This is a genomic window from Klebsiella quasipneumoniae subsp. quasipneumoniae (assembly GCF_020525925.1).
Lineage (GTDB): Bacteria > Pseudomonadota > Gammaproteobacteria > Enterobacterales > Enterobacteriaceae > Klebsiella > Klebsiella quasipneumoniae.
The window spans coordinates 2,740,610-2,754,661 of sequence record NZ_CP084876.1 but is presented as its reverse complement, the minus strand read 5'-3'; the positions used below and the strand labels follow the sequence as shown (position 1 = coordinate 2,754,661).

General features: G+C 54.8%; 17 protein-coding genes. 10 read left to right on the top strand and 7 right to left on the bottom strand.

Annotated elements, in window-relative coordinates:
* Window positions 1–85 precede the first annotated feature (85 nt).
* The 3 genes from LGM20_RS13435 to LGM20_RS13425 all read left to right on the top strand — a co-directional run bounded on the left by LGM20_RS13435 (window position 86) and on the right by LGM20_RS13425 (window position 3,802).
* On the top strand, window positions 86–1,369 hold the full coding sequence (locus LGM20_RS13435; RefSeq protein WP_023289556.1) for an MFS transporter: 1,284 nt from the start codon (window positions 86–88) through the stop codon (window positions 1,367–1,369).
* Between the two features lie 269 nt (window positions 1,370–1,638).
* Entirely contained in the window at window positions 1,639–3,102 is a 1,464-nt protein-coding gene (locus LGM20_RS13430) for a mannitol dehydrogenase family protein (protein WP_044522812.1), read from the top strand.
* 268 nt (window positions 3,103–3,370) lie between these two features.
* Window positions 3,371–3,802 (top strand): universal stress protein, encoded by a 432-nt coding sequence (locus LGM20_RS13425; protein WP_044522819.1) that lies wholly within the window; start codon window positions 3,371–3,373, stop codon window positions 3,800–3,802.
* A 51-nt stretch (window positions 3,803–3,853) separates the two neighbouring features.
* On the opposite strand, the gene LGM20_RS13420 is transcribed toward LGM20_RS13425, so the two are convergent.
* Both LGM20_RS13420 and ydfG read right to left on the bottom strand, forming a co-directional pair.
* A complete protein-coding gene (locus LGM20_RS13420; RefSeq protein ID WP_004206025.1) occupies window positions 3,854–4,540 on the bottom strand; it encodes a GntR family transcriptional regulator in 687 nt (228 codons plus the stop codon).
* 91 nt (window positions 4,541–4,631) lie between these two features.
* Window positions 4,632–5,381: a bifunctional NADP-dependent 3-hydroxy acid dehydrogenase/3-hydroxypropionate dehydrogenase YdfG gene (ydfG, locus tag LGM20_RS13415; RefSeq protein ID WP_023289559.1), complete on the bottom strand. Its 750-nt coding sequence runs from the start codon at window positions 5,379–5,381 to the stop codon at window positions 4,632–4,634.
* A 130-nt stretch (window positions 5,382–5,511) separates the two neighbouring features.
* On the opposite strand from ydfG, the gene dcp reads away from it, so the two are divergent.
* Entirely contained in the window at window positions 5,512–7,557 is a 2,046-nt protein-coding gene (dcp, locus tag LGM20_RS13410; RefSeq protein ID WP_044522824.1) for a peptidyl-dipeptidase Dcp, read from the top strand.
* A 53-nt stretch (window positions 7,558–7,610) separates the two neighbouring features.
* On the opposite strand, the gene LGM20_RS13405 is transcribed toward dcp, so the two are convergent.
* The gene (locus tag LGM20_RS13405) at window positions 7,611–7,775 is read right to left on the bottom strand and encodes a hypothetical protein (protein ID WP_158238024.1); all 165 of its coding nucleotides are present in this window, start codon (window positions 7,773–7,775) and stop codon (window positions 7,611–7,613) included.
* A 30-nt stretch (window positions 7,776–7,805) separates the two neighbouring features.
* On the opposite strand from LGM20_RS13405, the gene LGM20_RS13400 reads away from it, so the two are divergent.
* Window positions 7,806–8,408 (top strand): LysE family translocator, encoded by a 603-nt coding sequence (locus LGM20_RS13400; RefSeq protein ID WP_044522826.1) that lies wholly within the window; start codon window positions 7,806–7,808, stop codon window positions 8,406–8,408.
* On the opposite strand, the gene LGM20_RS13395 is transcribed toward LGM20_RS13400, so the two are convergent.
* Complete coding sequence (locus tag LGM20_RS13395; protein WP_044522828.1) at window positions 8,403–9,296, bottom strand: LysR family transcriptional regulator; 894 nt, start codon at window positions 9,294–9,296, stop codon at window positions 8,403–8,405. The genes LGM20_RS13400 and LGM20_RS13395 overlap by 6 nt on opposite strands.
* A 206-nt stretch (window positions 9,297–9,502) precedes the next feature.
* On the opposite strand from LGM20_RS13395, the gene LGM20_RS13390 reads away from it, so the two are divergent.
* Window positions 9,503–10,039: a GNAT family N-acetyltransferase gene (locus LGM20_RS13390; RefSeq protein WP_044522830.1), complete on the top strand. Its 537-nt coding sequence runs from the start codon at window positions 9,503–9,505 to the stop codon at window positions 10,037–10,039.
* A gap of 79 nt (window positions 10,040–10,118) precedes the next feature.
* Here the strand turns inward: LGM20_RS13390 and LGM20_RS13385 are convergent, their stop codons facing one another.
* Window positions 10,119–10,790 carry an SOS response-associated peptidase gene (locus LGM20_RS13385; RefSeq protein ID WP_044522833.1) on the bottom strand — a complete coding sequence of 224 codons (672 nt, stop codon included), beginning with the start codon at window positions 10,788–10,790 and terminating at the stop codon, window positions 10,119–10,121.
* Between the two features lie 347 nt (window positions 10,791–11,137).
* On the opposite strand from LGM20_RS13385, the gene LGM20_RS26630 reads away from it, so the two are divergent.
* A complete protein-coding gene (locus LGM20_RS26630) occupies window positions 11,138–11,260 on the top strand; it encodes a small membrane protein (RefSeq protein WP_044522836.1) in 123 nt (40 codons plus the stop codon).
* Here LGM20_RS26630 and LGM20_RS13375 read toward each other — a convergent pair.
* Both LGM20_RS13375 and LGM20_RS26550 read right to left on the bottom strand, forming a co-directional pair.
* On the bottom strand, window positions 11,257–11,892 hold the full coding sequence (locus tag LGM20_RS13375; protein ID WP_074186108.1) for a helix-turn-helix transcriptional regulator: 636 nt from the start codon (window positions 11,890–11,892) through the stop codon (window positions 11,257–11,259). The genes LGM20_RS26630 and LGM20_RS13375 overlap by 4 nt on opposite strands.
* A gap of 411 nt (window positions 11,893–12,303) precedes the next feature.
* A complete protein-coding gene (locus LGM20_RS26550) occupies window positions 12,304–12,399 on the bottom strand; it encodes a YnaM/YnfT family protein (protein ID WP_272482055.1) in 96 nt (31 codons plus the stop codon).
* Here LGM20_RS26550 and LGM20_RS13370 point away from each other — a divergent pair.
* From LGM20_RS13370 to LGM20_RS13360, 3 genes are all read left to right on the top strand, one after another.
* Window positions 12,359–12,460: a hypothetical protein gene (locus LGM20_RS13370; RefSeq protein ID WP_224222711.1), complete on the top strand. Its 102-nt coding sequence runs from the start codon at window positions 12,359–12,361 to the stop codon at window positions 12,458–12,460. The two genes, LGM20_RS26550 and LGM20_RS13370, sit on opposite strands and share 41 nt — an antisense overlap.
* Window positions 12,461–12,894: 434 nt before the next feature.
* The gene (locus LGM20_RS13365; protein ID WP_044522839.1) at window positions 12,895–13,368 is read left to right on the top strand and encodes an Hsp20 family protein; all 474 of its coding nucleotides are present in this window, start codon (window positions 12,895–12,897) and stop codon (window positions 13,366–13,368) included.
* Between the two features lie 168 nt (window positions 13,369–13,536).
* Window positions 13,537–14,049 (top strand): 2-oxo-tetronate isomerase, encoded by a 513-nt coding sequence (locus LGM20_RS13360; protein WP_023289595.1) that lies wholly within the window; start codon window positions 13,537–13,539, stop codon window positions 14,047–14,049.
* The last annotated feature ends 3 nt before the right edge of the window (window positions 14,050–14,052 follow it).

Sequence of the window (14,052 nt, the reverse complement as noted above, 5' to 3'; positions counted from 1 at the left end):
TTAAACCCTAATTCTTGTATGGTAGTCGACCTGTTGCCTTACTTATCAGACATCATATTGGGTTATGACTCTGTAAGGAATCACGATGGCTATTGAGACATTTGCCCCACAGGCGGGCGCGACGCCGCTGCGCATCCGTCGGGTGCAGAAGATCACCCTGACGCTGCTGTTTATCGCCGGGATCGTTAACTTTCTTGACCGCTCTTCCCTGAGCGTCGCCGGGGAGGCGATACGCGCCGATCTGGGTCTGAGCGCCACCGAGTTCGGGGTGCTGCTCTCCGCTTTTTCGCTCTCCTATGGCTTCGCGCAACTGCCCTCGGGCATTTTGCTGGATCGCCTCGGACCGCGGGTTGTGCTGGGCGCCGGGCTGATATTCTGGTCTGCGATGCAGGCCCTGACCGGGATGGTCAATTCATTCTCGCATTTTATTCTGCTGCGCATTGGCCTCGGGATCGGTGAAGCGCCGTTTATGCCCGCCGGCGTGAAATCGATCAACGACTGGTATGCGCAAAGAGAGCGCGGCACGGCGGTGGGGATATTTAACTCCTCGACGGTGCTGGGGCAAGCCATTGCCCCTCCGGCCCTGGTCATCATGCAGCTGGCCTGGGGCTGGCGGACAATGTTTGTGGTGATTGGTTTGGCCGGTATTCTGGTCGGCCTGTGCTGGTATGTGGGATACCGTAACCGGCGGCAATTTACCCTCCAGGAGGAGGAGCAACGCTATCTGGCCAGCGAGGAGGCGGCCCGGCCGGCGCTGAAACTGAGCGAATGGCTGGCGCTGTTTAAACGGCGTACCACCTGGGGGATGATCCTCGGCTTCTCCGGGGTGAACTATACCGGCTGGCTGTATATCGCCTGGCTGCCCGGCTATTTGCAGGCTCAGCAGGGGTTAAGCCTGGCCCGCACCGGCTGGGTGGCGGCGATCCCGTTCCTCGCCGCGGCGGTGGGGATGTGGGTCAATGGTCTGGTGGTCGACGCCCTGGCGCGCAGAGGCTACGATCTGGCGAAAACCCGCAAAACGGCGATCGTTGCCGGTCTGGTGCTGTCGGCGCTGGGAACGCTGCTGGTGGTGCAATCGTCCACGCCGACCCAGGCGGTGGCGTTTATCTCCATGGCGCTGTTCTGCGTCCATTTCGCTGGCACCTCGGCCTGGGGATTGGTACAGGTGCTGGTGGCAGAGCATAAAGTGGCGTCGGTGGCGGCGATCCAGAACTTTGGCAGCTTTGTGTTTGCCTCCTTCGCGCCGATAGTCACCGGCTGGGTCGTGGATACCACCCATTCTTTCAATCTGGCGTTGGTGATCGCCGCCGGGGTGACCTTCGCCGGGGCGCTGTGCTACTTCTTTATCGTCAAAACCCGCATCGATTAACCGACCAGGAAGCAACAGGCCCGCAGGGAGGCGCGGCCTGTGCCATGCTCCATCTTCTCTTACCGCTTCGCGGCGGATTTTCTCCTGCCATCCCAGAGATTTTGTGATCCCTCGCCAGCGACCACAACCCGCTAAAAGCTTCTTGTATGGTAGTTGACAGAAATCAAAGATGTTATACCAATTGCGTGAGATGGTTGAGGCACAAAGGCATTCTCCTCGAGAGTTCTCCCAGAGAATGGTTGATGAGCCACATAACAACGAGAGTCATCATGGAAAACACCCTCTTAACCGCTAACGCCATACAGCCGGACTACGATCGCCGCGCGCTGGTCCCCCGTATCGTCCATCTGGGTTTTGGCGCGTTCCACCGCGCCCATCAGGCGGTCTACGCCGATATACTGGCCAGCGAGCACGGCAGCGACTGGGGCTACACTGAAGTCAACCTGATTGGCGGCGAGCAGCAGATCGCCGATCTCCGGCAGCAGGATCTGCTGTACACCGTGGCAGAAATGTCCGCCGACGCGTGGACCGCGCGCGTGGTCGGGGTGGTGAAGCAGGCGCTGCACGCCCAGGTCGATGGTCTCGAGGCCGTGCTTTCGGCGATGTGTGAGCCACAGGTGGCCATTGTCTCCCTGACCATTACCGAGAAAGGCTATTGCCATTCGCCAGCCAGTGGCGAACTGCAGCTCGATCACCCGCTGATCGTCGCCGATCTCGCTAACCCGCGCCAGCCGAAATCGGCAGTGGGCGTGGTGGTGGCGGCCTTAGCGCGTCGCCGGGCGGCAGGGCTGTCGGCCTTTACCGTGATGTCCTGCGATAACATGCCGGAAAACGGTCATGTGATGCGCAACGTCGTCTGCGCCTACGCCCGGGCGCTGGACGCGGACCTCGCCGCATGGATAGAACAGAATGTCACCTTTCCGTCGACCATGGTGGACCGTATTGTCCCGGCGGTGACGGCGGAAACCCTCGATAAAATTGAACAGCTGACCGGCGTGCGCGACCCGGCTGGCGTGGCCTGTGAGCCTTTCCGCCAGTGGGTGATTGAGGATAACTTTGTCGCCGGACGTCCACAGTGGGAGAACGCGGGGGCGGAGCTGGTCGCCGATGTGGTGCCTTTCGGAGAGATGAAGCTGAGGATGCTCAACGGCAGCCATTCGTTCCTCGCCTATCTCGGCTATCTGGCCGGTTATCAGCATATCAACGACTGTATGCAGGATGACAACTACCGCCGCGCGGCGCTGGCGCTGATGCTGGACGAGCAGGCTCCGACCTTAAAAGTGCAGGGGGTGGATCTGTCACACTATGCCAGTCTGCTGATTGACCGCTACTGCAATCCGGCGCTCAAACACCGTACCTGGCAGATTGCCATGGACGGTAGCCAGAAGCTGCCGCAGCGCATGCTGGACTCGGTACGCTGGCACCTGGCGCACCAGCATGACTTCACGCTGCTAGCGCTGGGCGTGGCGGGCTGGATGCGCTATGTCGGCGGTGTTGACGACGCCGGCCAGGCGATCGAAATTTGCGATCCGCTGCTGCCGGTGATCAAGGAGGCGGTAGCCGCCAGCGCCGATGGCGAAGCGCGCGTCAAAGCGCTGTTGGGCATTGAGGCCATCTTCGGCCGTGAGCTGCCGCAGGAAGCGCGGTTCGTTTCGGCGGTGACCCGCGCCTATGTTGCGCTGCAGCGTCAGGGGGCCAAAGCCACCGTTGCCGCATGGGCTGAGGCGCAATAATCGTTTATTTCCGGTGTCGGTCATGAGGTCGACACCGGCTCTTCTGCTGTTTCCGCACGGTTCCGCCGATATTTCTTTTTTTGCTGTCGTTCGCTTTTAGCAGACTAAAAATATGATCGAACGCAATGTCCTTACATAACTCTATATTTCCCTGATTTACTAAAGATAATTAGCTGTTATTTTTCCGAATAAAGGCTGGTCATTCACCGCAAAAATGGCATAGTTAAGTTATTGAAATATCACTTTCTCTGGAAAAGGAGTGCGGGCCATGTATAAAAAGATTTTATTGCCTGTTGATGTTTTTGAAATGGATTTAAGCGATAAGGCAGTGCGTCACGCGGCATTTCTCGCGTCGGCGGAAAATGGCGAAATCACCTTGCTCAACGTTCTGCCGAACAGCAGTCGTTCGTTATTACGCGGGTTTACGGCGGATATTCGTAAATTCGAAGCCTATATGCAGGAAGAGTCGGAGAAAAAGATGCGCGAAGTGGCGCGACTGTTCGACATGCCGATGTCGCGGATCCATACCCGGGTCGTCTTTGGTAACGTGCGCGATGAAATTCTGGCTATCAGTAACAACGAAGCGTTCGATGTGATAGTGATTGGCTCCCGCAAACCGGGGATCTCCACCCATCTGCTGGGCTCCAACGCCGAATCCATTTTGCGCTACGCCAAAACGCCGGTGCTGGTGGTCAGATAATCCTTTCCATTACGACGGCTGCGTCTGCCTTATTTCGCAGCCGTCTGATCCTTACTCTTCGCTAAACCAGTCGCGATTCTCCTGGCGGATCAACAGCACGGATTCGCTGATTTCATGCAAATGAATACTCATGGCTTTCTCGACCGCCTCGGCGTCGCGTTTTTCCAGCGCGGTGAAAATTTCATGATGCTGGCGCAGCAGCATCTCCGGGGAGGAGACATGGTCGAGGCTCATGTAGCGCACGCGGTCAATAGCGGCTTTGATGTTTTCCACCGTATCCCAGGCCAGCTGACAATCGGCAATAACTGACAACTTCTGGTGAAATTCATCATCAAGCAGGAAAAAGTCGTTTAACTGCTGACGGTCGACGGCAATACGCTGCTGATGAAGATTCTGCTCCAGCTGATAGACTTGCTCATCGTTAATCATACCAGCGGCACGGCGGACCACCGCGCATTCAATCGCCTGGCGGACAAAGCAACCATTGCGCACCTGAGACAGTGAAATTTTGTTGACGTAGCTGCCGCGCTGGGGACGGATCTGGATAAGTCCATTCTCCGCCAGCTTAATAAAGGCCTCGCGCACCGGCTGACGAGATACCGCAAAACGCACGGAGACTTCTTTCTCCGACAGCGGCGTGCCAGGCGGGATCAGGCAGTGAACGATATCCCGGCGGAGGATGCGATAAATTTGCTGATTGACGGGTTGCGTCGGATTCAGTTGCGATTCTGCGGCCATTGATGGTTACTTTTTATGGGGTTATGCGCACTATTTTACGCGTTTTTTGCGGTTCCGCCCATACCCGGCCAGCAGGCCGGGTGGCTGACGGTTAGCCCTGGCGGTGAACGCTGAGTCCGGCAAAGCTCTGGCTCACCGGCATCATCTCCAGGGTGTTGATGTTGACGTGTTTCGGCAGGGTGGCCACCCACCAGACCGCCTCGGTCACATCTTCCGGCGTCAGGGCTTCGGTGTTCTCGTAGGTTTTACCGGCTTTGGCGTCATCGCCTTTAAAGCGGACGTTCGAGAACTCGGTGCCGCCCACCAGACCCGGCTCGATGTCGGTGACGCGCACCGCGGTGCCGTGCAGGTCGGTGCGAAGATTGAGGCTGAACTGACGGACGAAGGCTTTGGTCGCCCCATAGACGTTACCGCCGGCGTAAGGCCAGCAGCCTGCCGTGGAGCCGATGTTGATGATGTGGCCGCGATTGCGCGCCACCATGCCCGGCAGGACGGCGCGGGTCATGTACACCAGCCCTTTATTATTGGTGTCGATCATATCTTCCCAGTCTTCCACGCTGGCGCGGTGCGCCGGCTCCAGACCGAGCGCCAGACCCGCGTTGTTCACCAGCACATCGATTGCCTGCCACTCGGCGGGCAGGTCGGCAATCAGCGTCTCAATAGCGGCGCGGTTGCGAACGTCCAGTTGCGCGATATAAAGATTATCGCCCAGCTCGTCTTTCAGCGTCTTCAGGCGCTCTTCGCGACGTCCGGTCGCAATCACTTTATGACCGTTAGCGACAAAACGGCGAGTAATACTTTCACCAAAACCGGCAGTGGCGCCGGTGACCATGATAATCATCTTACTGTTCCTCAACGCTTTTTGTGTTTTCATACCATAGCACGCACAGGCGGCGACCGGTAACGGAAATCATTGCGACCCCTTAAGGAGAAGCCTAATCTTACAGGATAAGCCTGTACAGGAGAGAAAGATGTCCGAACAAAACCCCTTTTTTAGCGTCAGTCTGTTGCCTTACCAGGCGCCGCGGTTTGATCTGATTGAAGACAGTCACTATCGGCCGGCGTTTGATGAGGGCGTCCGGCAGCAGCACGAGGAGATCCGCGCCATTATCGACAATCCGCAGCCGGCCAGTTTCGCCAACACGCTCGAGGCGCTGGAGCAGAGCGGACAGCTGCTGGCGCGGGTGACGCGGGTCTTTTTCGCCATGGCCAGCGCCCATACCAACCCTTATCTGCAATCACTGGATGAACAATTTTCCGCCGAGCTCGCCGGGCTGGGGAATGACATCTGGCTCAACGAGGCTTTATTCCAGCGGGTGAACAGCGTCTACGAGCAGCGCGAGACGCTCTCGCTTGACGGCGAATCCCGGCGTCTTCTGACCCTGACATGGCAACGCTTTGTTCACGCCGGGGCAACGCTGGCCCCGGCGCAGAAGGCGGTGCTGCGCGCCCTGAACACCGAAGCGGCCACTTTGCAAAGTCAGTTCCAGCAGCGGCTGCTGGGGGCGGCGAAAAGCGGTGGCCTGGTGGTCGATGACCGGCATCAACTGGATGGCCTGACCGATGAGGAGATAGCGGCTGCGGCCGACGCGGCGCGCGAAAAAGGGCTCGGCGATCGCTGGCTGCTGACGCTGACCAACACCACCCAGCAGCCGCAGCTGCTTGCGCTGCGCGATCGGCAAACGCGGGAGAATCTCTTCGCCGCCGGCTGGACGCGCAATCAACAGGGCGATGAGCATGATACCCGTAGTCTGGTGCTGCGGCTGGCGGCGATCCGCGCGCAGCAAGCGGAACTGCTGGGGGCGGCAAACTACGCCAGCTGGGCGCTGACCGATCAAATGGCGGCTTCTCCGGCGGAGGCATTGGGCTTTATGCGCCAGATTGCGCCGGCGGCGCGGGCGAGGGCGGAACGTGAGCTGGCGGACATCCAGCAGGTGATCGACAACGAAGGCGGGGAGTTTCGCGCGCAAGCATGGGACTGGCTCTACTACAGCGAGCAGGTGCGGCGGGCTGCCTATGCCATTGATGACGCGCAGCTCAAACCCTATTTTGCCCTCGAGCGCGTGCTGCAGGACGGCGTCTTCTGGACGGCATCGCAGCTCTTTGGGCTCCGCTTCGTGGAACGCTTTGACATCCCGGTGTACCACCCGGATGTGCGGGTTTGGGAGATCTTCGACCACAATGGCGAAGGGATGGCGCTGTTTTACGGTGATTATTTCGCGCGCGATTCAAAGAGCGGCGGCGCCTGGATGGACGTGTTTGTCGAACAGTCGACCCTGCGGGAGCAGCGCCCGGTTATCTATAACGTCTGCAATTATAGCCGGCCGCAGAGCGGACAGAGCGCGCTGTTGTCATGGGATGAGGTGATCACCCTGTTCCATGAGTTTGGCCACGCCCTGCACGGACTGTTCGCCAGCCAGCGCTATGCCAGCCTCTCCGGTACCAATACCCCGCGGGATTTTGTCGAGTTTCCGTCGCAAATCTTCGAACACTGGGCCAGCCATCCGCAGGTATTCGCCCACTATGCGAAGCACTATCGCTCCGGAGAGCCGATGCCGGAGGCGCTGCGCGACAATATGTTGCGTGCGGCAACCTTCAATAAAGGGTACGACATGAGCGAGTTGCTGGCTGCTGCGCTGCTCGATATGCGCTGGCACACGCTGTCGACCACCGCATTTCCGGACGAGGTGGACGCATTTGAGCAGAGGGTACTCCGGGAAGAACACCTCGATCTGGCGGCCGTTCCCCCGCGCTATCGCAGCAGCTACTTCTCCCATATCTTCGGCGGCGGCTATGCGGCAGGCTATTACGCCTATCTGTGGACCCAGATGCTGGCCGACGACGGCTATCAGTGGTTCGTGGAGCAGGGCGGTTTGACCCGTGAGAACGGTCAGCGCTTCCGCGAGGCGATTTTATCTCGCGGCAATAGCGCTGATTTAGCTGAACTGTATCGCCAGTGGCGCGGACACGATCCAAAGATTGAGCCGATGCTGAAAAATCGCGGGTTGAGCGCATAGGCCATCGGGCGGTGAGAAGCGATCGATTGGGTGTTTTCCTTATCAGGCGCTTTTCACTGGCCATGCTTTGATCGCAGGGGATTGCGCCAGGCGCCGGTCAGAAGAAATAGCGCGAAAATAATCAAATACACATTTAGATAAAAGCCACTTAATCCCGTTGCGATATCGAGGTAGTCTTTCAATAACGTCATGCAGGTGGTAATAAAACCACCTGCCACGATATCTCTCCCTGGAAAACGGATAAATAAATGGTTTTGATCGTTACTATGCTTATGTTTGCGCTGGCCCTGTCATTTTCGCCAGGTCCGGTTAATATGGTTATTATCTCTTCCGGCGCTGCGCATGGATTCAGAAAAACATTTTCTTTCGTCTCGGGCGCCACTATTGGTTTTACATTGTTACTGGTTTTTATTAGTTTTGGACTCTACGCGGCCATCGCAACGCACCCTTGGTTTTTTAGCTATCTGAATATCGTTGGTTCGTTATTTATATTGTTTCAGGGCTATAAAATTGCCACTTCACATCCGGAATGGTCACTGAAAAAAGCACAGGCGCCGGGGTTTGCGCAGGGTTTTTTAATGCAATGGCTCAATCCTAAAGCCTGGGCTGCCTGTGCCTCTGGCGTCGCCTTGTTTTCTGAACCCTCGTCGCGCCTGAGTATATCGCTATTTATTATCATCTACTTTTTTGTCTGCTATCTGTCCCTGGCGGCCTGGGCGATATTCGGTGATAAAATGTCAGCGATTCTCAAAAGCAGAGCACAGATCCGCCTGTTTAATCTGGTGATGGGCGGATTATTGTGCATGACTGCGGGTTACATACTGTATTCGCAGTCTATTACCTATTCATAGCGGCTGATGTTCAACGGCATTATAGATATAATTAATCAGTTTATAGGCCGCGCCGCTAACTGAAATATTGCCAGGCCATAGGGCATACACTTTTAGCGGGGCTAATGACCAGTCAGGAAGTAGTTCCTGCATGTCGCCGCGGCGGATATCCTCTTCGCAGAGAAAACGCGGCGGAGCGGCCAGGCCAATTTGTTGTCTGGCAAGGGCATAGGCGGCCTCAACACTATCGACATACACGCCGGGTGTATACTTTATTATCGCCCGTTCGCCGTTGCGATGTCTGAACTCGCGCACATTCTCCCTCATCGTCAGCCCAATCCACGGCATTGATTCAAGCATAGCGGGATGATCAACGGGAGGATAGCGCAGGAGAAAGCCCTTTGCTGCCACCAGCTTTCGCGGCAGAACAAACAGGTGCCGGGCCTTGAGAGCGCTATCGGGGAGCTCGCCAATGCGAAAGGCGACATCAATACTGTCGGCAATAATGTCCTCGCGCAGGTCACTATAAGAAATGCTCAGAGCAATATCCGGGTTCTCTTTAATGAAATTTGCAAGATGGTGAGTGAATGGGCTGTTTAAAAAAACGGCAGGTATGGAGATACGCAGCTTACCGGCTGTGGATACCGAACGTTGCTTAAACTCAATGACGCCTTTTTCATAGAGCTCGAGCATCGATCTGGCGGTCTCCAGCACACTTTCGCCATCTTGTGTTAGAGAAAGCTTTCGGGTATTTCTGTAGAGCAAAGCGCTGTTAAGGTTTTTCTCAAGCCTGGATAAATGTGCGCTTGCTGTTGCGGTCGACAACCCTAACGCCGCGGCGCCGCCTGAAACAGAACCGCTCTCGACAATTTTGGCAAAGACTATCAGGTAGCGGATGTCATCGATCATTTACAGTCCTGTGTTCACGCGGTAACGATATGCGTGGCGCCGATAAAAAGGGATCCCGTTTCCGGATTACCATATCCTATTTTTATTGCCGGAAGTATCTGTTTAATCGCGCTTCTCAGTTCCGCTTGAACGAGTACCAGGCATTCACAACGGCAGGGAGGGTTCGCGAAGCGTCGCGGGCCACCTCACTCGTCAAGGAGATACGTTTGCATATTGAGACTCATCGCCTGCGTCTTCGCCCTGTCATGGCTGAAGATGTCGCCGATCTCTACCGAATTTATGGCGATCCGGCGACCAATACCTTTAACCCCGCAGGACCCTACCCGGATATTGACTATGCCAGTACGGTTCTCCAGCGCTGGCTTGCCCACTGGCACGATCGCGGGTTTGGCAACTGGGCCATATCGGCGCGTGATGCCCCGGAAAAAATTATTGGCTTTGGCGGCTTAAGTATTCGCCGCTATAACGATGTCATCCTCAACAATCTTGGCTATCGATTCGCAACAGAGGCATGGGGAAAAGGGCTGGCCACCGACCTCGCGACCTCGGCGGTAAGATATGGCTTCGAGGCGATCAAACTCACGGAGATTTCAGCGGTGGTGAGGGCGAATCACCTGGCTTCGCGAAAAGTGCTCGAGAAAGCAGGCTTGAGGTTCATCAACGAGATTGCCGATATAGAAAATGCGCCGCCGAGTCTGCTTTATTCGTTGACCTTAAGCGAGTGGTTAAGCCAGTCGGGGTAACTCGCGGGGGCTTATTGGCAAGGCTGGATCGCACCGCAGCCGGCGCATCAGGCGGGGGATCGGCCACAGAGTTATGCGCTCACTCCACTGGCTCAATTAACGCTGGCCCCTGATTGTTCACATTGCCGACCGCCCGCGATACCGCGTGCCAGGTGAAATCGTCGGCGGAGACGCTTCCGTCCCTGGCAATCTCCGCCGCTTCTGCGGCGGTGAGATCCTGCCTCATCCATTCCCGGGCGGCTTCCGGCGTCAGGACCAGCGGCCGGCGGTCATGTATATCGACAAGACCGCGATCGGCGGCAGCGGTCACCAGCAAAAATCCTTCGGCGCCGTCCCCGCGTTCGAAGGGGGTGCTGCCAATAGCGGCCATAAATATCGGCTGGCCATCCTTCCGCTGGATGAAGTAGGGCTGCTTTTTGTCTCCGACCTTTTTCCATTCAAACCAGCCATCGGCGAAGCAGATCGCCCGCCCGTGCTGCCACAGCGGTTTGAACATCCTGCTGGTGGCAGCGGTTTCAACCCGGGCATTAATCAGCGGTGATTTATCCCGCCATCCCGGCGCATAGCCCCAGTGAACGGGATCGAGGTGGAGTTGCTCATTCCTTTCACTCAGGAGTAACACTTTTGTCCCGGGCGCGACGTTATACCGCCCAATGGGCTCCGGGTCCCAGGGGATATTGCGTTCGGCCTCTTCTGCGAGAAACGCCAGGTATGCTTCCCGCGTCTGTGCTTGCGCAAAACGTCCGCACATCGCCACCTCCAGCCAGATGTCTGACTAGAAGTATAGAACAGCAGAAAAAAGGGACGCCTTACCAAAAACCACAATCATTCCACTGGAAGAGGCTATAATTTCAGGCCATCATATTGCCAGACGTCTCTGCAATAACCGTTCGGTGTGGTACCTGGCTTTTTCTCTTTACGAGTAATCTTTATTACCCTAATAACCGGGGCTAGAGAGAAGGCTTCTTCTCTTTTATTGCTTTTCAGAATTATCGTATGTGGCTTTACCTTTGTCTGAAATGGTTGGCGTTTAGTTGTGTTCGAAAACTTTTACCCCTTATTATTTAAAAATCATCTTTTACTTTGACAAGGTTGTTTATGAGTAACTGGCTATTATTATCCCTGGCGGTAGTATTATTATTGACATCATTAATTTTTGGTCTCTCCTATGTTAAAGATCGAAGAAAAATGAAGATGCGATTTAACAAAACTCGACGTTAACCGATCCTTCCTGAGGACAGCGCAAGAGCAACGGATGAGAATTTCGTTAACTCTTGTTTGGTGGCTATTTGGAATTTTTTCATGATATTGATTTTATGGGAAAAGACCGTTTTATGGCTGATACCCAGTTCTTGCGCTATCTGCTGATTATTCATTCCCGTTCTGATCGCATCGATAATATAAAGTTGTGATTTGGTCAATGTTAATCGAGGGCATTTTACACAGCGTCTGCTGTCTTTTACCTGGCGACCATCAATTGACGCTGTTGACTCCATGAGATGTTTCGCAATCTGATTTTTTATACGGTGCAATCCGGTGTTGATACTAATAAAAGTAGCATCACGTAGACAATACGGTATCCGATCAACTTGCACAGCACTATCGGTGGGAACGAAAATAAAAATAGACGTTTGTTCGGGGATTTTTTTGAAAACCGGGTGGCATAGGTAATGTTCACCGGTCGTCATTTCCGTAAACAGCATATCTATCTGACCGAGAGTATCTGGTGAGTATTGCAAAATGGAAAAAGGTGTACAGATGTTTTCTTCCTTTGCGATCTCGATAAGAAGTTCACAAACACCTCGATTAAGAAATATGTTTTCAGTATTAATAAAAATATTAGTCATAGTAATGCCGATTGTCAAAATATTAATATTTTTAAGGGGGAGAGCATTTACAGTATATGGGATTAGGATATTTCTAATAGCTAATAAAATCAATAAATCCATTTTTGAGACTTTATCTGGAAAAGACTTTAAAAAGCATATAAATCAATGTGTTGATTTTGGGCTTTGCCCTGATGTAGCCGGTGATTTGGCACAAACTGCTTAAATTGTACATATAACAAACATTAATTCTGGATTGGAATGTATTAATTCAAGTGATGTATTTATTGCATGAATCATTTGTTCAAAAACGGTTCGGCAAGGGCATACTCTTGTCAATAATGCCTGAGCGGAAGCAGAAGTGGTCCTGACCGGATGTCGGTAGAGGGCGCTATCACGCCGCTGCCTCAGGTGACTGGCAACGGCGTCCAAAAAGGATTAGTTATCCGGGTTGTTGGAGATGCCTTTCCATACCATCCCCAGACCGATCAACATCGACGCGAAGAGGGCGAACAGGGTGGTGGAGATAAAAATGCCGGTCATAGTGATGCCTCAGAAAGTGCGTATGCAGGTTATTAGGCACGGAGGGAGGTGAAAGGTTCCTTCCCTGGCGGCGTAAATTTTCGCCAGGGTCTTCCGGCTGGCGCCAGCGAGGCCAAAGTGATGTCGAGGCTGCCGCAGTTGGCGAAACGACCGCAGGGGAACCGCGTTTCTCGTGGCGCTATTGCAGGGCGACGGGGGAGGGGGCGCGATTCGGGCGTTGACATCCCCTTGAACAAGTAATATATACATGACGCTTCTGTTTATTGAATGTTAAACAGCATCAGTTATGGGACTCAGAAGCACCCCAGCCCCCGCCGTCTGGCGGGGGTCACTTTGCCACCTGACCTGGTTATTTCTTTCTGTGACTGACGAAGAAATTTTTTATTTCAGGTCTTGAAAAACGCGCTTTAGCTATTATTTTATAAAGCGGACAAGCAATGCTTGCCTTCATGTTGAGCTTTTGAATGGATATTCAGGAGGTTAATTATGGCACTCAAAACCTTGTCAGCACTCCCGGTATTTGCTGATTCCCTTTTTGCCGATCGCTTTAACCGTATCGACCGTCTTTTCAGCCAGTTAACGGGCGATACGCCGGTGGGGACCTTACCAGCCTACGATTTACAGAAAGTGGATGACAGTAATTTCCTGCTCAGCGTCAGCGTGCCTGGCTGGAAAGATGATGAACTGGAAATAGAGACCGTAGGCGGTAATCTGCATATTACCGGTAAACGCGCGCAAACCGACAATCATTCCGGAAACAGCCAGGGCTGGATTTATAAAGGCATTCGCCGGGCTGATTTCCAGCTTAGTTTTTCGCTTCCCGAACACGCCCAGATTAATCAGGCGCAGCTGGAGAGCGGGATCTTAAAAATCGCTATCCATCAGGAGATCCCCGAGAGCGAAAAACCGCGCAAAATTGCCATTGAGAACCAGGGGCGGGTGATCGAACACAAAGTGTGATTCCGCTTCTGTGCCGAGGGAGTTCCTTTCAAGGCCCGCGCTGCGGGCCTTTATTTTATCCACTCAAGGTGGCGTAAACGGCCTCCAGGCGACGAGAGAAATCACTATGCTATCCTGTTAACAGGGCAGTGAGGCGGTGATACTTTTCAAATTCGGCGAGGAGTCAGAATGGCTGACGAGATCGATAAAGACGCACAACATACTCATCAACTGACCGCCGAGGTGGCCCGCGCGCTTATCGCGCGCGGCTGGCGGCTCACCACTGCGGAATCCTGCACCGGCGGCAATCTGGCGGCAGCGCTCTGCGCTCAGGCTGATACCGCGGCCTTTTATGATACCGGCGTGGTTACCTTCAGCGATGAAGCCAAGCGCAATGTGCTGCAGGTGCGCGCGGAAACCCTGGCGGAACACAGCGCTGTCAGCGAAGCGTGCGTGAAGGAGATGTCCAGCGGTATGCTGGCGATAGCCGGGGCCGACATCGCCATCGCCATCAGCGGCTATGCGGGACCGGAGGGGGGAGAGGATGGTACCCCCGCCGGCACGGTATGGTTTGCCTGGAACTTTCGCGGCCAGATCGAAACCCAACGGCTGCGCTTTACCGGTGACTGCGAGACAGTGGTGGCGAAAGCGGTGCGCTTCGCCCTGGCGGCGCTGGGCGAAAAGCTCCCCCACTGGCAGTGACGC